The 20,900-nt window shown below is 72.2% G+C and carries 22 protein-coding genes; 4 read left to right on the top strand and 18 right to left on the bottom strand.

Translation table 11 applies throughout. The features are described 5' to 3' along the window. Positions 1–113: 113 nt before the first annotated feature. Positions 114–686, top strand: coding sequence for a TetR/AcrR family transcriptional regulator (locus AC07FT_RS17760; protein WP_479176989.1), 573 nt, complete (start codon positions 114–116; stop codon positions 684–686). A 31-nt stretch (positions 687–717) separates the two neighbouring features. On the opposite strand, the gene AC07FT_RS17755 is transcribed toward AC07FT_RS17760, so the two are convergent. From AC07FT_RS17755 to AC07FT_RS17735, 5 genes are read right to left on the bottom strand one after another with little or no spacing between them, the layout of a single operon-like run. Continuing rightward, positions 718–1,476 carry an SDR family NAD(P)-dependent oxidoreductase gene (locus AC07FT_RS17755; RefSeq protein ID WP_479176988.1) on the bottom strand — a complete coding sequence of 253 codons (759 nt, stop codon included), beginning with the start codon at positions 1,474–1,476 and terminating at the stop codon, positions 718–720. Next, positions 1,476–2,675: an acyl-CoA dehydrogenase family protein gene (locus tag AC07FT_RS17750; protein ID WP_479176987.1), complete on the bottom strand. Its 1,200-nt coding sequence runs from the start codon at positions 2,673–2,675 to the stop codon at positions 1,476–1,478. Before AC07FT_RS17750 ends, AC07FT_RS17755 begins: the two co-directional genes overlap by 1 nt. 55 nt (positions 2,676–2,730) lie before the next feature. Beyond that, positions 2,731–3,288 carry a GNAT family N-acetyltransferase gene (locus AC07FT_RS17745; protein ID WP_479176986.1) on the bottom strand — a complete coding sequence of 186 codons (558 nt, stop codon included), beginning with the start codon at positions 3,286–3,288 and terminating at the stop codon, positions 2,731–2,733. Between the two features lie 45 nt (positions 3,289–3,333). Then, the gene (locus AC07FT_RS17740) at positions 3,334–3,801 is read right to left on the bottom strand and encodes a MarR family transcriptional regulator (RefSeq protein WP_479176985.1); all 468 of its coding nucleotides are present in this window, start codon (positions 3,799–3,801) and stop codon (positions 3,334–3,336) included. A gap of 12 nt (positions 3,802–3,813) precedes the next feature. After that, positions 3,814–4,293, bottom strand: coding sequence for a MarR family winged helix-turn-helix transcriptional regulator (locus AC07FT_RS17735; protein WP_479176984.1), 480 nt, complete (start codon positions 4,291–4,293; stop codon positions 3,814–3,816). A 168-nt stretch (positions 4,294–4,461) separates the two neighbouring features. On the opposite strand from AC07FT_RS17735, the gene AC07FT_RS17730 reads away from it, so the two are divergent. Further along, positions 4,462–5,280: a DUF899 family protein gene (locus AC07FT_RS17730; RefSeq protein WP_479176983.1), complete on the top strand. Its 819-nt coding sequence runs from the start codon at positions 4,462–4,464 to the stop codon at positions 5,278–5,280. A 59-nt stretch (positions 5,281–5,339) separates the two neighbouring features. Here the strand turns inward: AC07FT_RS17730 and AC07FT_RS17725 are convergent, their stop codons facing one another. The 8 genes from AC07FT_RS17725 to AC07FT_RS17690 form a co-directional block, all read right to left on the bottom strand. After that, on the bottom strand, positions 5,340–6,293 hold the full coding sequence (locus tag AC07FT_RS17725) for an NAD(P)-dependent alcohol dehydrogenase (RefSeq protein WP_479176982.1): 954 nt from the start codon (positions 6,291–6,293) through the stop codon (positions 5,340–5,342). A gap of 75 nt (positions 6,294–6,368) precedes the next feature. Then, entirely contained in the window at positions 6,369–7,277 is a 909-nt protein-coding gene (locus AC07FT_RS17720) for an NADP-dependent oxidoreductase (protein WP_479176981.1), read from the bottom strand. 542 nt (positions 7,278–7,819) lie between these two features. After that, positions 7,820–9,196 carry a cytochrome P450 gene (locus tag AC07FT_RS17715; protein WP_479176980.1) on the bottom strand — a complete coding sequence of 459 codons (1,377 nt, stop codon included), beginning with the start codon at positions 9,194–9,196 and terminating at the stop codon, positions 7,820–7,822. A 72-nt stretch (positions 9,197–9,268) separates the two neighbouring features. Beyond that, entirely contained in the window at positions 9,269–11,134 is a 1,866-nt protein-coding gene (locus AC07FT_RS17710; protein WP_479176979.1) for an acyl-CoA dehydrogenase family protein, read from the bottom strand. A 12-nt stretch (positions 11,135–11,146) separates the two neighbouring features. After that, the gene (locus AC07FT_RS17705; protein WP_471197742.1) at positions 11,147–11,677 is read right to left on the bottom strand and encodes an EF-hand domain-containing protein; all 531 of its coding nucleotides are present in this window, start codon (positions 11,675–11,677) and stop codon (positions 11,147–11,149) included. Positions 11,678–11,797: 120 nt separating this feature from the next. Then, positions 11,798–12,853 (bottom strand): 4-hydroxy-2-oxovalerate aldolase, encoded by a 1,056-nt coding sequence (gene dmpG, locus AC07FT_RS17700; RefSeq protein WP_479176978.1) that lies wholly within the window; start codon positions 12,851–12,853, stop codon positions 11,798–11,800. Continuing rightward, the gene (locus AC07FT_RS17695) at positions 12,850–13,812 is read right to left on the bottom strand and encodes an acetaldehyde dehydrogenase (acetylating) (RefSeq protein ID WP_479176977.1); all 963 of its coding nucleotides are present in this window, start codon (positions 13,810–13,812) and stop codon (positions 12,850–12,852) included. The genes dmpG and AC07FT_RS17695 overlap by 4 nt, the downstream gene beginning before the upstream one ends. Beyond that, positions 13,809–14,627: a 2-keto-4-pentenoate hydratase gene (locus AC07FT_RS17690; RefSeq protein ID WP_471197750.1), complete on the bottom strand. Its 819-nt coding sequence runs from the start codon at positions 14,625–14,627 to the stop codon at positions 13,809–13,811. Before AC07FT_RS17690 ends, AC07FT_RS17695 begins: the two co-directional genes overlap by 4 nt. A gap of 150 nt (positions 14,628–14,777) precedes the next feature. Between AC07FT_RS17690 and AC07FT_RS17685 the strand changes: the two genes are divergently transcribed. Both AC07FT_RS17685 and AC07FT_RS17680 read left to right on the top strand, forming a co-directional pair. After that, entirely contained in the window at positions 14,778–15,506 is a 729-nt protein-coding gene (locus AC07FT_RS17685; protein ID WP_479176998.1) for an IclR family transcriptional regulator, read from the top strand. A 39-nt stretch (positions 15,507–15,545) separates the two neighbouring features. Then, positions 15,546–16,571 (top strand): LysR substrate-binding domain-containing protein, encoded by a 1,026-nt coding sequence (locus AC07FT_RS17680; protein ID WP_479176976.1) that lies wholly within the window; start codon positions 15,546–15,548, stop codon positions 16,569–16,571. Here AC07FT_RS17680 and AC07FT_RS17675 read toward each other — a convergent pair. From AC07FT_RS17675 to AC07FT_RS17655, 5 genes are all read right to left on the bottom strand, one after another. Further along, positions 16,556–17,548 (bottom strand): amidohydrolase family protein, encoded by a 993-nt coding sequence (locus AC07FT_RS17675; protein ID WP_471197755.1) that lies wholly within the window; start codon positions 17,546–17,548, stop codon positions 16,556–16,558. The genes AC07FT_RS17680 and AC07FT_RS17675 overlap by 16 nt on opposite strands. A 3-nt stretch (positions 17,549–17,551) precedes the next feature. Beyond that, positions 17,552–18,073: a 3-hydroxyanthranilate 3,4-dioxygenase gene (locus AC07FT_RS17670; RefSeq protein ID WP_471197758.1), complete on the bottom strand. Its 522-nt coding sequence runs from the start codon at positions 18,071–18,073 to the stop codon at positions 17,552–17,554. After that, complete coding sequence (locus tag AC07FT_RS17665) at positions 18,070–18,528, bottom strand: RidA family protein (protein ID WP_479176975.1); 459 nt, start codon at positions 18,526–18,528, stop codon at positions 18,070–18,072. Before AC07FT_RS17665 ends, AC07FT_RS17670 begins: the two co-directional genes overlap by 4 nt. Further along, on the bottom strand, positions 18,528–19,292 hold the full coding sequence (locus AC07FT_RS17660) for a 2-keto-4-pentenoate hydratase (protein ID WP_432011860.1): 765 nt from the start codon (positions 19,290–19,292) through the stop codon (positions 18,528–18,530). Before AC07FT_RS17660 ends, AC07FT_RS17665 begins: the two co-directional genes overlap by 1 nt. Before the next feature lie 87 nt (positions 19,293–19,379). Then, positions 19,380–20,852, bottom strand: a complete 1,473-nt coding sequence (locus AC07FT_RS17655; RefSeq protein ID WP_479176974.1) for a 2-hydroxymuconic semialdehyde dehydrogenase — start codon at positions 20,850–20,852, stop codon at positions 19,380–19,382. Positions 20,853–20,900: the final 48 nt, after the last annotated feature.

Genomic DNA, 20,900 nt, shown 5'->3' with positions numbered 1-20,900 from the left:
TCACCGAAGAGGTCAAGACCCGCAAGGGCTGACCCCCACCGAACAGACCCGTGGGGCCCCGAACGCACACCGCGTACGGGGCCCCACGGCCGTCCAGTCGCTACTCTGTGCTCATGCCACCGACCCGTCGCACCGCCCGCCAGACCGATCTCCTGGAGCGGCTGGTGGCGCTCATCGTGGCGGAGGGGTTCGCCTCGTTCACCCTCGACGGGCTGGCGGAGCGGCTGCGCTGCTCGAAGACCACGCTCTACCAGCTCGCCAGCAGCAAACAGGGGCTGGTGCGGGAAGCGGTCAAGCACTACTTCAAGAACGCGACCGCAGCAGTCGAGAAGCGGGTGGCCGACACCTCCGCACCGGCCGAACGGGTACTGGTGTACCTCACCGCCGTCGCGGAGCAGCTCCGCCCGCTGTCCCGGCAGTTCCTCGACGACATGGCCGACTTCGACACCACCCGTGAGGTGTACGAGGCCAACACCCGTCACGCCGCGGAACGCATCCGGCAACTGATCACCGAGGGGGTCGCCGCAGGTGCCTTCCGCGACGTCCACGCGGCGTTCGTCGGTGAGGTCGCCGCCGCCACCATGGAGGCGATCCAGCGGGGAGAGGTCACCGCGCGCACCGGACTGGGCGACGCGGACGCCTATGCCGAGCTGGCGTCCCTGATCGTGCACGCCGTCGCCTCATGAAGACCCGCGGCCCGGCGGCCCCCGGAGGTGGTCAGCGGGGGGACATCCGGAGGGCCCCGTCCATACGGATGGTCTCGCCGTTCAGGTAGTCGTGGTCGACGATGGAGAGCACGAGCTGGGCGTATTCGTCCGGTCTGGCCAGCCGACGGGGGAACGGCACACCGGCGGCGAGCTGGGTGCGGAACTCCTCGGACACGGTGGCGAGCATGGGGGTCTCCACGATGCCCGGCGCGATGGCGCACACACGGATGCCGTACTGCGCGAGGTCACGCGCGGCGGGCAGGGTCAGGCCCACCACACCTCCCTTGGAGGAGGCATATGCGGCCTGGCCGATCTGGCCCTCGTACGCCGCGATGGACGCGGTGTTGACGATGACACCGCGCTGGCCGTGTTCATCGGCCTCCGTCTCCGCGATGGCCTGCGCGGCGAGCGTGAGGACGTGGAACGTGCCGACCAGGTTGACCTGGACCACCTTCGCGAACAGCTCGAGGTCGTGCGGGCCGCGTTTGCCGAGCACCCTCATCGAGGGAGCGATTCCGGCGCAGTTGACGACGGTGCGCAGCGGGACGCCCGACGAGGCGGCGGTGGCCACGGCGGCCCGCACCTGGGCGGGGTCGGTGACATCGGTGGGGACGTGGTGGACCCCCTCGCGCGCCGGTGCGTTCCCGAGGCTGTCCGGGAGGTCGAGGGCGAAGACCGTCACACCTCGTGCGGCCAGCGCTTCCACCGTCGCGGCACCGAGCCCGGAGGCCCCGCCGGTGACGATCGCGGCGGTGTGGCCGATGTACATCAATGCTCCTCATGCCGGTCGGAGGGGCCGGTCAGGGCCGTCAGGACTCCCCCGTCGGTCTTCTTCAGCGCCCGGCTTATCACCAGGCGCTGGATCTGGTTGGTGCCCTCGAAGATCTGCATGACCTTGGCCTCGCGCATATAGCGCTCGACGGTGAAGCGGCGCGAGTAGCCCTCGTCGCCCAGCAGTTGCACCGCCGCGCCGGTGACGTTCATGGCGTTGTCGGTGGCGACCATCTTGGCGATGGACGCCTCCCGGCCGAAGCCCAGCCCCTGGTCCTTGAGGCGGGCGGCGGTGAGGGTGGTGGCCCGCGCCGCGGCGACCGAGGCCGCCATGTCGGCCAGCGCGAAGGCCGGGCCCTGCTGCTCGATGAGGAGCTCACCGAGGAACTGGTGCTCACGGGCGTAGCGGACCGCGTCGTCCAGCGCCGCCTGCGCGAGCCCGGTGGCCACCGCCGCGATGCCCATGCGTCCGCAGTCGAGAGCCGCGAGGGCGATCTGGAGTCCCTGGCCCTCCTGGCCGATCAGCCGGTCCACGGGAACGCGCACCCCCTCGAACCGCATGGTCGCGGTGGCCGAGCCGGTGAGCCCCATCTTGCGCTCGGGAGGGTCGGCGAACAGGCCGGGGGTGTCGGCCGGGACGAGGAAGCACGAGATGCCGCGCGACCGGTGGTCGGAGGTGCGCGCCATCACCGTGTAGAAGTCCGCGTGTCCGCCGTGGGTGGCCCACGCCTTCACACCATTGATCACATAGTGATCGCCGTCCAGGACGGCCCGGGTGCGCATCGCCGCCGGATCGGATCCCGCCTCGGGCTCGGACAGGCAGTACGCGCCGAGCAGTTCACCGCCGAGCATGTCGGGCAGCCAGGTCCGGCGCTGCTCCTCGGTGCCGTAGGTGGCGAGCGCGAAGCAGGACATCACATGCACCGAGACCCCGACGCCCACACTGGCCCACGCGGTGGCGACTTCCTCGAGGGCCTGCAGATACACCTCGTAGTCCTGTCCCCCGCCCCCGTACTCCCGCGGATAGGGGAGCCCCAGCAGGCCGGTGCGGCCCAGGGTCCGGAAGACATCGCGGGGGAAGTGCCCCTCGGCCTCGGCCCGGGCGGCACGCGGTACGAGTGTCTCCTGGGCCAGTTCACGGAGGTGGCCGACGAGGCGGACGGCCTCGGGACTGGGCAGCGCGCGGTCAGCGGGCAACGTCTCCCCCTATCCGGGTGATACGGAATTCAGCACCACAGTATCATTGAGCGTATTACCGCAGGGAGGCGGCGGCGCCCGCCATCTCGGTGGTGAGGGCCCAGCGCTCGTGGTCCCGCCACACACCGTTGATGAGCTGGAAGCCGGGCGAGTAGCCCTCCCGCCGGAAGCCCAGGCGCCGGACGAGGTTCAGCGAGGGGGTGTTGTCCGGCTGGATGTTCGCCTCCAGCCGGTGCAGTCCGATCTCACCGAAGGCGTGCCGGATGACGAGCCCGAGCCCTTCGGTCATATAGCCGCGGCCGGCGGTCGGGGCGTAGGCGGTGTACCCGAGCGTGCCGCCCTGAAGGGCGCCCCGGACGATGTTGTTGATGTTGACACCGCCCACGATGGCGCCGGTTTCGCGCAGGCAGATCACGAAGCCCTCATGGGTGGGTCGCCCGCACCGCTCCAGGTAGCTCTCGAACGCCTCCACCGTGTTCTCGCGGGCCCCCAGCCAGCGATGGAGCATCCCGGCACTGGCCCGGGTCAGCGCGGTGAGCTCTTCGTGATCCGTGCGGCGGACGTGCCGTATGGCCACGCGCGACGCGTACAGGAGGCAACTGGTGATCGTCATCCGGGGATCCTACGGACCGGACCACCGCTCGGAGTGGTACGTGACTCAGGCGGTCAGCGCCGCGAGCTCCGCGTCGGCGCGCTCGGTGACCAGGGCGAGGACACGGCCGGCGGCGGCCAGGTCCTCGGCGGGTATTCCACCCCAGATACGGGCGGAGAGGGGCGCGGTCTCCGCGCCGAGGGTGGCGATGAGCTCGCGCCCCGCCTCCGTGGGGCGGAGGTGCGCGCCGTCCGCGACGAGCAGCTCCCGGGCCAGCAACTCGTCGAGAGTGGCGCGGATATCGGCCGGATCGGCCTTGAGGGAGCCCTGGATCCGGGCGATGAGCCGCTCCGGCGTCCGCGGGGCGTCGGCGGTGACGGCGGCGCGCAGGGCGACCTGCTGCTGGAACGTGGTGCCGTACCGGGCCAGGACCCGCTCCAGGACACCGCGGGCGGCGTAGTGGGCCAGACCGAGGGCGCGGGCGTCGGCGACGGGTGCGGTGGTGGTGGCGGTGGAGGCCGCGGGCGTGGTCATGGTGTTCTCCCCTTAAGTGCTCTCGTGGTGCGGTGCGGATGGCTCGAGAGGTGCGTTGAGCAGGGTCGTCAGCTCCTCGGTGAACGCGTGGGTCCGCTCGGCGCCGAGGCCGCCGAGCGGCTCCAGCAATTGCTGGAGCAGTTCGTGGACCACCCCGATGGCCTGCCGGGTGACGGTCCGGCCCTGTTCGGTGAGCGCGAGCTGTACGGCGCGCGGATCACGGGGGTCGCGGGTGCGCTCGATCAGCCCGGACGACTCCAGGGCGCGCGCCAGCTTCGAGACGTACAGCGCCTCCAGGCCGGTGTGGTCGGCGAGTCGGCGCTGACTGGGCCGCTCGCCGGTGCGCTGCATGCCGTACAGCGACGCCACCAGTGAGTACTGCGCGTGGGTCAGACCCAGTGGAGCCACCGCGCGATCGACCGCGACGCGCCACTTGTTGGCGAGCCGCCATACGAGAAAACCGGGCGTGGGACCCGGGGAACCCTTGCTCATGAAAAATAGGGTACATGGCTACTATGTCCATGGCTACTGTTCTTGGAAACGATGTGACCGCGCGGCCCGGCGCGGTGCGATGAGTTCTGAGCGGGCCGCGGGTCTGTACTGGTGAGCGTCGCAGGACCAGGCACGGACGCCCCGCTATGAGACTCCACGGAGGACACCATGACGACCACGCCCGGCACCGCGAGCGGCGGCGCCCTCCCCGGCAAGCCGCCCGTCGTCGACCTGGCCACCTGGCAGGCGGCGCGCGAGGAGCTGCTGGTCCGCGAGAAGGCGCACACCCGTGAGGGCGACGCGATCGCCGCGGCCCGGCGGCGGCTGCCGATGGCCGAGCTCGACGGCACGGTGGAGGTCGTCGGAGCCGATGGGCCGGCCCCGTTCCTCGACCTGTTCCAGGGCCGCGACGAGCTCGTGGTCTACCAGCACATGTGGTACGACGGCGCACCGCACCAGGGCCAGTGCGAGGGCTGCACCACCACGGCCTGGCATCTGAAGGACGCCGTCTACCTCAACGCCCGCGGTGTCTCGTTCGCGGTCCTGACCACGGGCCGGTGGGACGAGGTGGCCTCCTACGTCGCGTTCATGGGCTACACCCAGCCCTGGTACTCGGTGCGGGGCGTGGACGCGCCCATCGGCGGGCAGATGGGGCACCTCATCTGCTTCCTGCGCGACGGCGACCGCGTGTTCCTCACCTACTCCACGACGGGCCGCGGCAACGAACCGGTCAACGGATCCCTCGGCCTGCTCGACATGACGCCCTACGGCCGCGGCGAGGCATGGGAGGACAACCCCGAGGGCCGGCCCGTGATCGGCGATGTCCGCGAGGGGTACCCCGCCGAGGGCCGCCAGGCCTGCTGGTACTGGCGCTCGGACGCCGACGGTGCGGCGACCTGGGGGCCGACCAGCCGCCCCGTACCGCAGTGGACCCGCCCCGGCGCGACCCCCGTGGAGACCCTGGGCCGAGAAGGCCGGCATCACTGACGCGCCGTCGTCGTCGAGCGCCTCCGCCACCGGCCGCGTGCGCGGACGCCCCGGTCCGGTTACGTCCCGGACACCGCCACCACCTGCTTGCCGACCACACCGCCCCGCTCGAACGCCCGGTGCGCCGCGGCGATGTCCGCCAGCGGGTACACGCTGTCGACCACGGGCCGCAGTTCCCCCGAGGTCACGTACGCGGCCAGGTCCCGCAGCACGGCGGTGCCGGGATCGGAGCTCAACATGCGTACGCGGCGGGCGCCGTGCACGCTCGACGCGCAGATCGCGGCCATGGAGGAGGCCGACAGCGCGATGGTGGCCATCCTGCCCGTCCGGGTCAGCCGACGGCGGTGGACACCCAGCTCCGAGCCGACCGTGTCCAGGATGGCGTCGAAGGGCCCGATCCGGTCCGCCGTGGTGACGCCGTAGTCGAAGACCTCGTCGGCTCCCAGCTCGCGCAGCGCCCCGGCGTGACGGTCCCGGGCCAGCGCGGTGACATGCCCGCCCATCGCGCGGGCGAGCTGCACGGCGGCCGTACCGACTCCTCCGGCGGCGCCGCGCACCAGGAGGCGTTCGCCACCGGCGAGCCGCAGTGTGTCCCGCAGCGCGGTCAGCGCCGTCGTCCCCGCGACCACCAGGGAAGCGGCCGCCACCGATTCGAGGCCGTCCGGCGTGGGACCGAGGCGGTCCGCGGGGACCACGACGTACTGGGCGGCCCCGGCGATGGTGTGCCGCTTGAGCGGGTGCACGGTGCCCCACACCCTGTCCCCTGCCCGGTACTGCTGGACCCCGGTGCCCGTCGCGGCGACGACTCCGGCGAAGTCCAGTCCCACACCGATGGGGAACCGGCGCCCGGTGAGGATCCGCATCCCTCCGGCGCGGACGATGGTGTCGAGTCCGTTCACGCTGGACGCCTCGACCGACACCAGCACCTCTCCGGCGCCGGGGGCGGGGCGGTCGGCATCGTGGATCCGGAGGACATCGGGGGTGCCGTAGCCGGTGATCTGAGCGGCCTTCATGTCACGTTCCTATCGGTGGTTCTCCGCACGGGGCGGTGGGGTCGGTGGAGATCGGGGAGGTCGGAGAAGGAGGGGTCAGGGAAGGAGGAGGATCTTCCCCTGGTTGCGGCGGGCCTCGATGTCGGCGTGCGCGCGGGCGGCCTCGGCGAGCGGATAGGTCCTCCAGACGGGGACGTCGAGCCTGCCCACGGCCATCAGCGCGGCCAGCTCGGGCAGGGCCCCGGGGAAGCGGTCGGCCGGGTCCGCCCCGGTGAACCGCACGCCGTGCTCGGCGGAGGACGGGTCGGCGATGGTGATGACCCGGCTCGGGTCACCGGCCAGCGCGACGGAGTCGGCGAGGACCCCCGCGCCGGAGGCGTCGAGGATGAAGTCCACACCGTCCGGCGTGATGGCCCCGACGCGCTCCGCCCAGCCCTCGCCGTACCGCACGGTGGTGGCCCCGAGCCCGCTGACACGTGCGGCGTCCCGCTCGGCGGTGGTGCCGATCACGGTGATACCGCGGGCGGTGGCCAGCTGCACCGCGACGGTTCCGACGCTGCCGCCCGCGCCGTGGATCAGCAGGGTCCGCCCCGGCTCCGCACCGAGGTGCTCAAGCGCCCGGTAGGCGGCCTCGCCGACCGTGATCATCGCGGCCGCGGCCTCCGCGGACAGCCCTTCGGGCCGGAGGAAAGGCCGGTCGAGCAGGGCGTACTCGCTGTAGCCACCGGTGGCGGCGACCCCGAAGACCTCGTCACCGACCGCGGCGGAGACGCCCTCCCCCACCGCGTCGACGACCCCGGCCACATCCCAGCCCGGGACCATCGGGAACTCGACCGGGAAGATCCCCCGCATCAGCCCGGCTCGGATACGCACATCGATCGGGTTGACGGCGCTCGCCCGTACGCGGACGCGGACCTGGCCCGGGCCCGGTTCGGGGGTGGCGACCCACGAGGAGGTGAGGACATCGGGTCCGCCGTACGCGGAGAAGGTGATCGCGGTGGACATGGGGCACTCCTTGGGTGAGGGGCCGCACGGAGCATTAATCATCCAGTGCGTGTGATTTCTTTGTATCACACGCACTGGATGATTCGACTGATGACACGAATCACACATGGCGCATGATTCACATGTCCGCCCTGGTCACCCCGAGTGAGTAGCGGAATCAGCGCCCAGACGGTGGGGCGGAATCACGGCGGGAGCCGCCCGCATCAGAAGGCGAGCGCTCGACAGGGGTGGACGGCATCGGCGGCGGGAGCCAGATGGGCCCCGGCTCTTCCCGGCAGTGCTCAGGAGGCGGTGCCGGGGGTGCCCGGACGCGTCAGGTGAACAGCCCGATATAGGACGAGGCGAGGCTGGTGATCAGCCAGAACAGCCCGTAGGTCATACCGATGATGAGGAGTATCGCCAGCACGTTGTCTATCTTGCCGACCAGTGTGAGAGGCGGGCGAGGCTCCGGGTCACGTGAGCTCATTTGCTCAATATACGACAAGAAGTGGGCTTACGTGGAGGCATGTTGATGTTCCTGCGATCCTACGGCTCCCATCCGTTCACCTGGACCGACCTCGGCGTGGCCGCCGGGGGCGCCGAACCCGCCGCTCACGGAGCCGGATCCGGCCACCCCGGGCGGGGATGAGCGTCACCGACACCAGCCGCGCTGGTTCCGGGGGACCGGCCGGTTCGGGGACGGCCACCGCGAGGACCTCGCGGAGGACGGTCTCGATCTCCAGCTGGGCCAGCGGCACCCCGATACAGCGCCGCACACCGCCGCCGAACGGCGTCAGCGCGTAGGGCATCCGGTCCGTGTCCAGATGGCGCTCGGGCCGGAAGGCGTCCGGTGCCGGCCACAGCTCGGGGTCGAGCTGGGTGACCGGGAACAGCGCCGCGACGAACGCGTGCCGCGGCACCGGGTGGCCACCGAGCTCCGTGTCCTGTGCCGCGGTGCGCATGGCGTTGTAGACGGCGGGACGCAGTCGGCCGGACTCCTTGACCACCGCCTTGAGCAGACGGTCCGAACCCGCGTCGAGATCGTCGATGAGGTCGTCGCGGGCGGCGGGATGGTGGGCGAGCAGATGCAGCGTCCAGGCGATCGTGGTCGCCGTGGTCTCGTACCCGGCCAGCACGAGACCGGTCAGCTCGTCGAGGAGCTGGGCGTCGTCCAGCCCGGCCCCGTGCTCGTCACGCGTGTCGAGCAGCAGGGACAGCACGTCGTCGCGGTCGGCCCGGTCGGGCGCGGCCCGACGGGCGGCGATCTCCGCACGCGTCAGGTCCCGTACTGCCGCGCGACGGCGGTGGAAGCGGCCGCCCGGCGAGAGCGGCCCGAGATCGCGCCGAAGCGGTTCGGGCAGGAACAGCACGGCGAGGTTGGCCGTGCCGACGAACGCGTTCAGCGCGTGCCGGAAGGCGGCGACCCGGGCCGGGTCCGTCAGACCGAAGACGACCCTGAGGATGACATCGAGCGTCAGCCGCTGCGCCCACGGCCGTACGGCTACGCCGTCACCGCTCAGCAGACCGGGCAGTCCGGCGTGCACGAGGTCGCGCACGCGCCCCGTCCAGCGGGTGATCCGCGCCCCGTGGAACGGGGGCAGCAGGAGCTTGCGGTGGTCCAGGTGCACCGGGGGCGGGGTGCAGATCAGCGATCCGGCGCCGACCGCGGGCGCCAGCAGCGCGGCGGCGTCCCCGCCGGTGAACCGCTCGTGGTCGGTCAGCACCGCCCGGTTGGCGGCGGCGCCGGCCGCGCACACCAGGGCACCGCGGTAGGGGTACGCGCGGAGCGAGAACACCGGGCCGAACCGCCGCCGCAGGGCGCGCGGATAGCCCTGGGGGTCCCGGAGCATCCGGACCGTCTGCACGGCCCGCGGCGCCCGGGCTGCGGGCGGGAAGCGCCGGGGATCCCACCGCGGCTCCCGGGTGAACGCGTCGCTCATGGCCGGTGCCCCTCCTCAGGTCGATGGACGGTGGACGGCGGACCGGGGCGCGGACGGTCGGTCCGGTCCGGCTCAGCCGGCCGGCCCCGACTGCCAGGGGCCCGCCGGGTCGTCGTAGGCGGCGGCGTAGCCCTCGGTGGCGATGGGTGCCTGGAGGAGCGCGTCCGGCACGGCGAACGCCGCCACGAGGGCGAGCGCGTGGGGAGCCAGCGCGGCGCCGAGACGGTCGACGGCGGGGGCCAGATCACGGACCGCTTCGGCGGTGAGGTGTCCGTCCGCCAAGAGCTGACCCGTGTGCGGGGCGAGGCGTTGCAGGACGAACAGCCGGAAGAGCCCCTCGAACACCTGCCGCGTGGCGTCGTCGGCGATGCTGTCGGCGGCGGCCAGGAACGTCTGGGCGGCCCGCCGGGTGGCGTACGCGTCGACGAGGGCCAGGGCCGGGTTCACCACGTGGTTCCAGCGGTCCATCGGATCGGTGCTGGGCAGGCCGAGCCGACCGCGGGCGTGATGAAGGCAGTGCAGCTCATGGCGGACGAGCAGATCGAGCAGAAGGGCGCGGTCGGTCAGCGGACCGCTCCGCGCGGCGGGTGCCGCGGGCGGGGTGTAGCCACGGCCGGTCAGCATGTCGGCGGCGGCCTTGGTCCAGATGACCAGATTGTCCCCTTCGGCCGTGATGGTGCTCTCGATGGGTGTGAGCAGGTCGACGATGCGGTTGGCCGACAGCAGCCCCTGGGCACCGCAGCGTTCCCGGCACTCGGTCACGATGTCCCTGGCCTGCCAGGTGATCCAGCCCTTCGCCGCCGCGACGAGGACCTCCTCCCCGGCCGGTCCGGCCCCGGCCCCGGCCGCGGGGTGGCCGGTGGCCTCGCGCAGCAGGAAGGTCGCGGCGTAGGCGCGGGCCACCGCGCCGAGCAGTCTGGTCTGGTGGCAGCGGTAGGCGAAGACCGGGACGGCGGATCTGCCGGCCGGGGCGAAGGTGTGCCGCCGATGGGCGTACCGGACGGCCACGGTGAGGCTCGCGCGGGCACCGCCCAGCGCCGCCGCGCTCAGGCACAGCTTGCCCGTGGTGACGCGTTCGATGGACCGCAGGAACCGGCGGCGCCGACTGCCGATGGTGCTGCGGAAGGCACCTTCGGCGGTCAGGTCCCCGTGGTCGCCCGCCAGCAGCGCGGTGCGCGGCAGCACCACCCGGTCGAACGAGGTGATGGCGTGGTCGACCGCCGATCCGGGTGTCTCGGACAGCAGGCGCACCCGGATGCCGGGCAGCGGGCCGTTTTCGTCGCGCAGCGGTACGAGGAAGAGGAACACACCGCAGTCCTGGCCCCGGACGATCAGCCGGGCCGCGACGAGACCGCTCTTGCTCCCCCCGGCCGGGCCGGTGTTGGGCATGAACTTCTGGGCCCCGGATGAGGGGGTGTGCAGGACGAAGGTGCCGGTCTCCGGCTGGTGGGTCGCCCTGGTCTCCAGTTCCGCGGCGTTGTTCCCGTATCCGAGCTCGGTGATCAGAACGGTGCCGTACCGCCGCAGCCGGACGAACGGTTCGCGGTCCACCGTGCGGTGGGGATCGAGCCGGAGGAGGCTGCCCAGGAAGAGGTTGTAGTGGATGGTGGCGAGGGTGGTCAGAGTGCCGTCGACCACCCCCAGCCACTCGTGCAGTGCCACCAGCCGGTCCGTCGAGGCGACCATGTCCTCGACGCCGTCGATGCCCTCGTTGATGACCCGCAGCCGCTCATAGGCGAGTTCGGAGCGCTCCGCGGGCGACAATCCGTCGCGGTACCGGAAGACGTCCCGGCAGAAGAATTCCGCCCAGGGTCCGTGCAGATCGCCGAAACGCCCGTCGAAAAGCGCCTCGGTCAACTGCGCCACCGTTACCCGGTCCGCGGGGACGGAGTGGCCGTCGACCGGGGCGCCCGTTTCCACCACCGCGAGGAGATTCACCGCGGAATTACCTCACAGTGCGCCGAAGAAGAGATGACTCGCGGCGTTGTCCGGATTCTCGTCGCGGTAGTACAGGGTGGCGGCGGTCATCAACCGGTCCTTCGTCAGCTGCCCGTCCCGCTCGGCCAGCCGGTCGAAGGTCGCCCCGGCCTCATCCGCCGGGACACCGATGGCGACCAGGACCGCGACGAAGTCCTCCCGGCCGACCAGACCGTCGTCGTCCCGGTCGGCGAGGTGGAATCCCGCCTGGTAGAGCGGGCCGATCAGAGTGTCGAACCGGTCGCTCACCTGGTGCAGGGCCTCGCGGAACTCATCCCTGTCGATCCGGCCGTCGCCGTCGGCGTCGGCCGTGTCGCGCAGGGCCCGCCAGTAGTTCATCATCTCGTCGGCGTAGGTCTCCCCCTTCGCCGCGCGCTCCTCGCTGAAGGAGGCGCGGACCCGGCCGGCCATCAGTGTGAAGTCGTCTTCGGCGATCACACCGTCGCCGTTGGCGTCCAGTAAGGAGAAGAGCTTCTCGTATTTCTGATCCAGCAGCGCGCCCATGTGGTCCTCCTGTGCCGACGGTCCGTGCTGAACGGTTCTCCCGAAGCGGATTGAGAATATCGGCGGGCGATCAGATGAATCCACCCGGCGGGGAATCCCCCTTCGAGTGAAAGGCCGATCTCAAAGGTGACGCCGTTCGATTTCCTCTCGGCCCGCCACCAGATCCAGGGCGATATCGGTGATCATGTCCTCCTGACCGCCGACCATGGCCCGGCGGCCCACCTCGACGAGGAGGGAGCGGGTGTCGAGTCCGTGGCGGACGGCGGCGGCCTCGGCGTGCCGGAGGAAGCTGGAGTAGACCCCGGCGTAGCCGAGGCTGAGGGTTTCGCGGTCGACACGGACCTCACGGTCCTGGAGCGGGCGGACCAGGTCGTCGGCGGCGTCCATCAGGGGGAAGAGGTCGCAGCCGTGCTCCCAGCCCATCAGGTCGGCGACGGCGATGAACGCCTCCAGGGGGCAGTTGCCCGCACCGGCGCCCTGGCCCGCGAGGGACGCGTCGACGCGGACGGCGCCGTTCTCCACGGCGACGACGGAGTTGGCGACGCCCAGGGTGAGGTTGTGGTGGGCGTGGATGCCCAGTTCGGTGGCCGGGTCGAGGATGTCGCGGTAGGCGCGGAGGCGGTCACGGACCCCGTCCATGGTGAGCCGGCCGCCGGAGTCCGTGACGTAGACGCACCGGGCGCCGTAGGACTCCATCAGCTTCGCCTGGCGGGCGAGTTCGGCGGGTTCGGCCATATGGGACATCATCAGGAATCCGGCGACGTCCATGCCCAGCTCACGGGCGGCGTCGATGTGCTGGGCGGAGATATCGGCCTCGGTGCAGTGGGTGGCGACGCGGACCGAGCGGATGCCGAGGGCGTGGGCGCGGCGCAGGTCCGCGACGGTCCCGATACCGGGGAGCAGCAGCGTGGTGGGGACGGCGTGCCGGGCGCTGTCGGTCACCGCCTCGATCCACTCCCAGTCCGTATGGGCGCCGATGCCGTAGTTGACGCTGGAGCCGGAGAGTCCGTCGCCGTGGGCGATCTCGATGGCGCCGACCCCGGCCGCGTCCAGCGCGGCCGCGATGGCGCGGGCCTGGTCGACGGTGTACCGGTGCCGGACGGCGTGCATACCGTCCCGCAGGGTGACGTCCTGGACGAGGAGCGGGCCGGACGGGACGGTGCCGGAGGTGGTCATCGGGGCTCCCTCTGGGCGGTGCGGTGGGCGGCGAGGCGTTCGGCGGTGCGCAGCGCGGCGGAGGTCATGATGTCGAGGTTGCCGGCGTAGGCCGGGAGGTAGTGCGCGGCGCCCTCGACCTCGAGGAAGACCGAGACGCGCAGGGCGGGTCCGGTGGCGTCGGGTGGGAGCAGCCCGCACAGCGGGTCGTCGGGGGCCACCGGCTCGAACTGCACCCGCTGTTTGAGCCGGTAGCCGGGGACGTAGGTCCGTACCCGGTCGGCCATCTCCTCGACGGAGGCGGTGATGTCCTCGGTGGCGCACGCGGAGACCAGGCAGTGCACGGTGTCCCGCATGATGAGCGGGGGTTCGGCCGGGTTGAGGATGATGATCGCCTTGCCCCGGGTGGCGCCGCCGACCCGTTCGACGGCGCGCGCGGTGGTCTCGGTGAACTCGTCGATGTTGGCGCGGGTGCCGGGCCCGGCGGAGCGGGAGGCGATGGAGGCGACGATCTCGCCGTAGTGCACCGGGGTGACGGCCCCGATGGCGGCGACCACCGGGATGGTGGCCTGGCCGCCGCAGGTGACCATGTTGACGTTGGGGGCGTCGAGGTGGGCGGTGCCGTTGACCGGGGGGACCACGAACGGGCCGAGCGCGGCGGGGGTGAGGTCGACCAGGGTCCGGCCCAGGGGGCGGAGCACCTGGTCGTGGCGGCGGTGGGCACCGGCCGAGGTGGCGTCGAAGACGATCTCCACATCGGTGAACTCCTCCATGGCCACGAGCCCTTCGACGCCCTCGTGGGTGGTGGCGACGCCCAGTCGGCGGGCGCGGGCGAGGCCGTCGGAGCCGGGGTCGATGCCCGCCATGGCGGCGATCTCCAGGCTCTCGGAGAGCCGTAGCACCTTGATCATCAGGTCGGTTCCGATGTTGCCGGAGCCGATGACGGCGACCTTGGTGCGGGCGGCGGTGTCCCGGCTCATCGTCCGCTCCCCTCGGGGGCGAACTCGACCCGTACGGAGCCCAGGTGGGAGATCCGGGCTTCGAAGGCGTCGCCGGGGGCGGCGGGGACCATCGGGCCGAGCGCACCGGTCAGCAGCGTCTCCCCTGCGCGCAGCGGGTCGCCCCGCTGGGCCAGGGCGGAGGCCAGCCAGGCCGCGGCGGCGAGCGGGCTGCCCAGGCAGTCGGCGCCGGTCCCTTCGGAGACGGTGGCCCCGGAGCGTTCCAGGGTCATGGTGACCGTGCTCAGGTCGAGGGTGCCGAGCGGGACGGGGCGGTCCCCGAGGACGTAGAGACCGCAGGAGGCGTTGTCGGCGATGGTGTCGACGATGGAGATGTCCCAGTCCGCCACCCGGCTGTCGACGATCTCCAGGGCGGGGAGCGCGTACGCGACCGCGCGCAGCACATCCCGCGGGGTGCACAGGTGCTGGGGCAGATCCCGTCCGAGGACCAGTGCGACCTCGGCCTCCACCTTGGGCTGGAGCAGCAGTCCGGCCGGGACCACACCGCCGGGGACCGCCATGTCGGCGAAGAGGGTGCCGAAGTCGGGCTGGTCCACGCCGAGCTGGCGCTGTACGGCCGGGGAGGTCAGCCCGATCTTGCGGCCGGTGGTGCGGCGCCCCTCGGCGAGCGCGCGGCGGACGGTGAGCCGCTGCACCGCGTAGGCGGAGGCGAGGTCGCCCTCGTCGAAGAGGGTGCGCACCGGGGGGCAGGGCACCAGGGTGCGGGCGGCCCGGTCGAGGGCGTCGGCCGCCTCGTTGATGGCTTCGGACGTGGTGCGGACAGGGGGTGCGGGCATGGGACGGCCTCCGGGAGGGGGACGGCGGTGGGGTGGTGCGGACACCCGAGCGGTGGGGGCGCGGGTCCGGGCGGGGAGGTTCCGGTATAGACAGGGCTCGGCGGCTGCGGCAAAGTTCGTTCCGTGACACGGAACAATGCCGCCGGGAACATGCTGGACAAAGCGGGACTGATCCTGGACTGCTTCGCTCCGGAGCGGGAGTCGTACCGCCTGTCGGAACTCTGTGAGCGGACCGGACTGCCGAAGCCGACCGCGCACCGGCTCGCCGCCGATCTGGTCCGGCTGGGGTGGCTGGAGCGCACCGGGCACCGGTACCGGCTCGGAGCGAAGCTCTTCGAGCTGGGCGCGCGGGTGCCCCGGCGCCGGGATCTGCGGGAGGCGGCGCTGCCGTTCCTCCAGGACCTCTTCGAGGCCACCCGGGAGACGGTCCACCTCGGCGTCCGCGAGGGCCTGGACGTGGTGTACGTGGAGCGCGTACACGGCCATGACGCGCTGCGGCTGCCCTCCCGCATCGGTGGCAGCCTGCCGCTGAGCTGCACCGGGGTGGGCAAGGCGCTGCTCGCCTTCTCCGGGCCGGAGTTGACCGACGAGGTGCTCGCCCACCCGCTGCGGAGCCTCACGCCCCGCTCGATCACCGATCCGGTGCTGTTGCGCTCGGCCCTGGAGAAGGCGCAGGTCGCCGGACTCGCCTACGAGGAGGAGGAAGCAGCGCCCGGGGTCAGCTGTATCGCCGCGCCGGTGTTCGCCCGGGGGACGGTGGTGGCCGCGCTCTCGGTGGCCGTGCCCCGGGAGCGGTTCAGCGCGGCCCGGCTCGCCCCCGCCGTCCGGACGGCCGCGCTCGGCCTCTCCCGGGTGCTGCGCGGCGGCCACGGCGGCTGACCGGAGCCGTCCGGCCGGGGAGTCGGATACTGTCGTGGCGTGGAGATGCCCCGCCTGTTCGACGGCCGGCTCAAGGTGCGCCACCTGCTGCTGGTGGACGCCCTCTCGCGGCAGGGCACGGTCGTCAGCGCCGCCGCCGAACTCCATGTGACCCAGCCCGCCGCCACCCGCAGCCTGCACGAGGTGGAGGACATCCTCGGGGTGGAGCTGTACGAGCGCGGTCCCCGCGGGGTGACGCCCACGGTCTTCGGCGAGGCGTTCACCCAGCACGCGCGGGCGGTGCTGGCGCAACTCGTCCAGGCCGGGCGGCATGTGGTGGAGCTGGCCGAGGCGGACCGCGGGACGGTGGTGGTCGGCACCCATCTGGCCGGGTCCAACATCCTGCTGCCCCGCGCGATCGCCGCCCTGAAGCATGACCACCCCCATCTGACGGTGATCGTGCGCGAGTCCACCCCCGAGGAGCTGCTGCTGGGGCTGGAGGCGGGCCGGATCGACCTGGTGGTGGGCCGGCTGACCGCGCCCTCCGGGGAAGGGCTGCTGCGCCGGCCGCTCTACGAGGAGTCGATCGAGCTGACGGTGCGGGCGGGCCATCCGCTGGTCGGCACCTCCGGGATCCGGTTCGCCGATCTGGTGGCCTATCCGTGGATCCTGCCCGGACCGCAGACCGCGCTGCGTGGGGAGGTGGAGGGGCTCTTCGCCCGGCACGGGCTCGGTCTCCCGGAGAACCGGGTGGAGACCACCTCCTTCCTGACGGTGCGCCAGCTCCTGCTGGAGACGGACGTGGTGGCCGCACTGCCCGCGCTCCTGGTCCGTGACGACGGCAGACTGGCGCAGCTCCCGGTCCCGCTGGAGGCCGTCGGGCACAGCGTGGGGGTGACCACTTCGGCCACCCGTACGCTGAGCCCCTCGGCGCGGGCGATGGTCCGGAGCCTGGAGGAGGCCGCCGCCGGGATGTCCGGCGGCGGACGTCCGCAGGACGGGGAGGCGGCCGGGCCCGACGGGGAGACAGCCGGGCCCGGCGGGGCGGGGCACGGCGGGCCGGGGGGACGTCAGAGCCCCAGATAGCGCCGGGCGTTACCGCGCTCGATCTTGCGCCGGGCCCGCTCGCCGAGGAAGCCGCTCTTGCCGACCACCGCGCCCACCGGGCGCTCGCCCAGCGGGTAGGGGTAGTCGCTGCCGATCATCACCCGGTCCTCGCCGACCGTGTCCACCAGCAGCCGCAGCGCCCGGTCGTCGAAGACCACCGAGTCGACGTAGAAGCGGCCCAGGTAGTGCGAGGGCGGGTGCAGCGAGGTGCCGACCACGTCGTTCCGCCCGTACCAGGCGTTCTCCATCCGGCCCAGCCAGAAGGCGAACGAGCCGCCACCGTGCGCGAAGCAGATCCGCAGCCGCTCGTCCACCCGGTCGAAGACCCCGCCCAGCACCATGGCCAGGATCGACAGATGTGTCTCGGCGGGCATCGCGGTCAGCCAGCGCGCCATCCACCGGTCCAGCCGGGGCGAGTTGTCCATGTCCCACGGGTGCACGAAGACCGGTACGTCCAGCGCGGCGCAGTGCTGGAGGAAGGTGACCACCCCCGCGCTGTCCAGGTCCCGGTCACCGACGTGGTTGCCGATCTCGACACCCCGGTGCCCGGCCGCGACACAGCGCTCCAGCTCCCGGCAGGCGGCGTCCGGATCCTGGAGGGGCACCTGACAGAACGGCAGCAGCCGTTCGGGGGCCGGGGCGACGATCTCCAGCGCCAGGTCGTTGAAGATCCGGGCGATCTTCGCGGCCTCGGCTCCGTCGCGCCCGTAGGAGAAGAACGCCGGGGTGGGCGACACCACCTGGGTGGCCACCCCGTCGTCGTCCATGTCGCGCAGCCGGACCTCGGCGTCCCAGCAGTCCGCCCCGACCCGGCGGAACTCCTTGGAGCCCATCATGATCATGGCCTCCGCCTCGGACTCGATCCGCAGCCACGGGGCCTCCGGGCCGCCCACCCCCGACAGATCCGGCCAGCCGTGCGGCACATAGTGGGTGTGGACGTCGATCAGGTCCGCCACCGCTCAGCCCTTCCCGGGGTGCGGGGCGCCGCAGGCGGGGCAGGTGCGGGCCCGCTCGTCGCGGTAGAACGCCTCGAAGACCGGCGGCAGGTCGGCCACGATGTCCCGCACCTGGAGTTCCACCTCGTGCACCGGTGCGTGGCAGGCGACGCAGTACCAGCGGAACTTCTCCAGGGTGCCCTCTTCCCTGACCCGTTCGATGACCAGCCCCACCGAGTCCGGGTCGGGGCGCTGCGGGGAGTGCGGGACATTGCCCGGGAGCAGCCAGCACGAGCCCTGGGGGATATGTACGGTGCGCGGACCCTCCTCGGTCATCAGGTTGACGTGCATATCCCCCTTGACCTGGTAGAACCACTCCTCGTACGGGTCGATATGAAAGTCGGTGCGCTGATTGGGGCCGCCGACGACCTGCACGATGAAGTCGTCACCGAGCGCCATCGTCCGGTTGTTCACCGGGGGTGTGAGCAGATGGGCGTGGTCGGTGATCCAGCCCTGGAAGTCGATCACTTCGGGGATGCCGGTCATGGGGACTCCTTCGCGGAGGGGGTGTCGGAGGCCGGGGCGGCGGCGGACGGCACATGGGCCACGGCCTGGATCTCGATGAGCAGATGGGGGTGGGGAAGCTGGTGCACGGCGACGGTGGTCCGGGTGGGACCACTTTCGTCGAAGTACCGGCCGTACACCTCGTTGTAGCCGCCGAAGTCGTTCATGGAGACCAGATAGCTGGTCACCTGCACCAGATCGGAGAGGCCGGCGCCCACGTCGGCGAGGATGTCGCGGATGTTCTCGATGACCGCGGCGGTCTGCGCCCGGATGTCGAGGTCGGTGGTGCCCGTCTCATCGGCACGGACCCCGGCGAAGGTGTTGTCCGGTCGCCGTGAGCTGGTGCCGGAGACATAGACGAACTCCCCGGCCCGTCGCAGGTGCGGGAACCGGCCCCGGGGCGTGGCCTTCCCGGGGACGACGCGTGCCCGGTCCATCACACCCCCCGCACGGTGACGGCGCCGAGGCCCTCGACCTCGGCGCGGGTGGTCCCGGCGGTGAGCGGCACCGCGGCGGTGGCCGCTCCGGCGAGGACCACGTCGCCGGCCCGCAGCGGGATCACCCGGCGGTGGCAGATGTCCCGCAGCGCGCGCAGCGCCCGGGCGGGGTCGCCGAGGATCGCCGAGGTGGAACCGGTGGTCTCCTGGGTGCCGCTGGTCAGTACGACCTTCAGGTCGCGCAGGTCCCGCGGCGGGCTCCAGGGGCCCAGGACATAGGCGGCGGCGGAGGTGTTGTCGGCGATGACGTCCTCGTAGGTGAAGCGGAAGTCTCGGTAGCGGGAGTCGATGACCTCCAGCGCGGGAGCCACCGCGTCGACGGCCGCCAGGAGGAAGTCCGTCGGGTCCCCGGGGTCCACATCGCGACCGAGCCGGTAGGCGATCTCCGGTTCGACCTTGGGGTGGATCAGCCCCCCGAGCGCGAGATCCCCGTCGTCGGTCACCCGCATGGCGTCGGTGAGCCGTCCGACGATGACCTCGCTGACGCCCATCTGCGCCATCTTGGCCTCGCTGGTGAAGCCCAGTTTGACCCCGGTGAGCCGTTCACCGCGGGCCCGTCGCCGGGCGACCAGGGCCCGTTGGACGGCGTACGCGCCGTCCACGTCCAGCCGGTGGGTGTCGGCGAGGCTGGGGACGGCGGTCCGGGTGGTCCGCGCGGTGTCCAGCCGGTCGGCCAGCGCCGCCGTCGTCTCTGTTGCGTCCACGATCACTCCTCCTCGCCGCCCGCCCGTCGGGGCGGCGGCTGGTCCATCGGTCCAGGTCGGGTCCGGGCGCGGACACGCGCCGGGACATCACAGCCGGACGCACACATTGGTGGGCTCGGTGTAGAAGTGGAGCGAGGCGTCGCCGCCCTCGCGGCCCAGGCCGGACAGGCCCGTCCCGCCGAAGGGCGCGCGCAGGTCGCGCAGGAACCAGGTGTTGACCCAGGCCGTGCCGACGTCCATCGCCTGGGCCACCCGGTGGCCGCGTCGCAGGTCCCGCGTCCACACCGAGGCGGCCAGCCCGTATGCGGTGTCGTTGGCGAGTGCCACGGCCTCCTCCTCGGTGTCGAACGGGAGCAGCGCGGCCACCGGGCCGAAGATCTCCTCGCGCACCGGCCGGGCGGTGTGGTCCAGCCCCGTCCAGAGGGTGGGCTCGAACCAGGAGCCACCGTCCAGGCCGTCGCCCAGTGTCGGGACGCCACCACCGGTGAGGACCGTCGCGCCCGCCCGTTCGGCCAGTTCCGCGTAGCCGCGCACCTTCTCCCGGTGGGCCGTGGAGATCAGCGGGCCGGTGGTGGTCGCCGCGTCGGCGGGGCGGCCCAGCCGTAGCGCGCGGGCCCGTTCCACCAGTCCGTCGGCGATGTCGGCGAACACCTCCCGCTGCACGTAGACCCGCTCGGTGCAGAGGCAGACCTGCCCGGTGTTGGAGAACACCGAGCGGGTCAGCCCGTCGAGGGTCTCCTCGAGGTCGGCGTCGGCGAAGACCAGCGCCGCGTTCTTGCCACCGAGTTCGAAGGAGACCGGCCGTACCCGGGGCGCCACGGTCCGCATGACATGGGCGCCGGTGGCCGAGGAGCCGGTGAAGGTGACGCCGTCGATCCCGGGGTGGGTGGTGAGGTGTTCACCGGCCGAACCGGGCCCGAAGCCGTGCACCACGTTGTACGCGCCGGCCGGCAGACCCGCCTCGGCCAGTACCCCGCCGAGCAGCGCCGCGGTGCCCGGTGTCTCCTCGCTCGGCTTGACCACCACGGTGTTGCCGCAGGCCAGGGCCGGGGCCACCTTCCAGGTGAGCAGCAGCAGCGGCAGGTTCCACGGGACGATGACCGCGACCACGCCGAGGGGTTTGCGCACCGCGTAGTTGAGGGCCCGACGTCCGTCCGGCAGATCGGTCAGACATGACTCCTGACCGGCCGCGGCCACCAGGTCCGCGAAGGTGCGGAAGTTGGTGACGGCGCGGGCCACGTCCAGCTCGCGGGCCTGGGTGACGGGCTTGCCGGTGTCCGCGACCTCGGCCGCGGTGAACTCCTCGCGGCGCTCCTCGATCAGGGCGGCCGCCCGCCGCAGCACCTCGGTGCGCTCCCGCACCGGGGTGGCCGACCAGCCGGGCAGCGCGCGCCGGGCGGCCGTCACGGCGCGGTCCACCAGGGGGGCGCCGGCCTCGTGGACACGGGCGTGCACATGTCCGGTGGCCGGGTCGATGGCGTCGAAGCCGTGGCGTTCGTCGGGTTCGACGAGGTGTCCGTCGACGAAGTTGCGGATCCAGCGCGGGGTGGGTGCCGTCATGGCTTCCACCCTGGAACCCGTGGTCATGCCTGACAAATGACCTTCTCG

The sequence above is a fragment of the Streptomyces sp. NPDC045899 genome (assembly GCF_056431485.1).
Note: the sequence above shows the minus strand (reverse complement) of the source record. Positions and strands in the feature narration are given on the sequence as shown.

What these genes read in the sequence shown, in the direction of transcription:
- AC07FT_RS17760 (WP_479176989.1), top strand. Translation starts at nt 114, where the DNA reads ATGCCACCGACCCGTCGCACCGCCCGCCAGACCGATCTCCTGGAGCGG.
- AC07FT_RS17755 (WP_479176988.1), bottom strand. Translation starts at nt 1,476, where the DNA reads ATGTACATCGGCCACACCGCCGCGATCGTCACCGGCGGGGCCTCCGGG.
- AC07FT_RS17745 (WP_479176986.1), bottom strand. Translation starts at nt 3,288, where the DNA reads ATGACGATCACCAGTTGCCTCCTGTACGCGTCGCGCGTGGCCATACGG.
- AC07FT_RS17740 (WP_479176985.1), bottom strand. Translation starts at nt 3,801, where the DNA reads ATGACCACGCCCGCGGCCTCCACCGCCACCACCACCGCACCCGTCGCC.
- AC07FT_RS17735 (WP_479176984.1), bottom strand. Translation starts at nt 4,293, where the DNA reads ATGAGCAAGGGTTCCCCGGGTCCCACGCCCGGTTTTCTCGTATGGCGG.
- AC07FT_RS17730 (WP_479176983.1), top strand. Translation starts at nt 4,462, where the DNA reads ATGACGACCACGCCCGGCACCGCGAGCGGCGGCGCCCTCCCCGGCAAG.
- AC07FT_RS17725 (WP_479176982.1), bottom strand. Translation starts at nt 6,293, where the DNA reads ATGAAGGCCGCTCAGATCACCGGCTACGGCACCCCCGATGTCCTCCGG.
- AC07FT_RS17720 (WP_479176981.1), bottom strand. Translation starts at nt 7,277, where the DNA reads ATGTCCACCGCGATCACCTTCTCCGCGTACGGCGGACCCGATGTCCTC.
- AC07FT_RS17715 (WP_479176980.1), bottom strand. Translation starts at nt 9,196, where the DNA reads ATGAGCGACGCGTTCACCCGGGAGCCGCGGTGGGATCCCCGGCGCTTC.
- AC07FT_RS17705 (WP_471197742.1), bottom strand. Translation starts at nt 11,677, where the DNA reads ATGGGCGCGCTGCTGGATCAGAAATACGAGAAGCTCTTCTCCTTACTG.
- dmpG (WP_479176978.1), bottom strand. Translation starts at nt 12,853, where the DNA reads ATGACCACCTCCGGCACCGTCCCGTCCGGCCCGCTCCTCGTCCAGGAC.
- AC07FT_RS17695 (WP_479176977.1), bottom strand. Translation starts at nt 13,812, where the DNA reads ATGAGCCGGGACACCGCCGCCCGCACCAAGGTCGCCGTCATCGGCTCC.
- AC07FT_RS17690 (WP_471197750.1), bottom strand. Translation starts at nt 14,627, where the DNA reads ATGCCCGCACCCCCTGTCCGCACCACGTCCGAAGCCATCAACGAGGCG.
- AC07FT_RS17685 (WP_479176998.1), top strand. Translation starts at nt 14,778, where the DNA reads ATGCTGGACAAAGCGGGACTGATCCTGGACTGCTTCGCTCCGGAGCGG.
- AC07FT_RS17670 (WP_471197758.1), bottom strand. Translation starts at nt 18,073, where the DNA reads ATGACCGGCATCCCCGAAGTGATCGACTTCCAGGGCTGGATCACCGAC.
- AC07FT_RS17665 (WP_479176975.1), bottom strand. Translation starts at nt 18,528, where the DNA reads ATGGACCGGGCACGCGTCGTCCCCGGGAAGGCCACGCCCCGGGGCCGG.
- AC07FT_RS17655 (WP_479176974.1), bottom strand. Translation starts at nt 20,852, where the DNA reads ATGACGGCACCCACCCCGCGCTGGATCCGCAACTTCGTCGACGGACAC.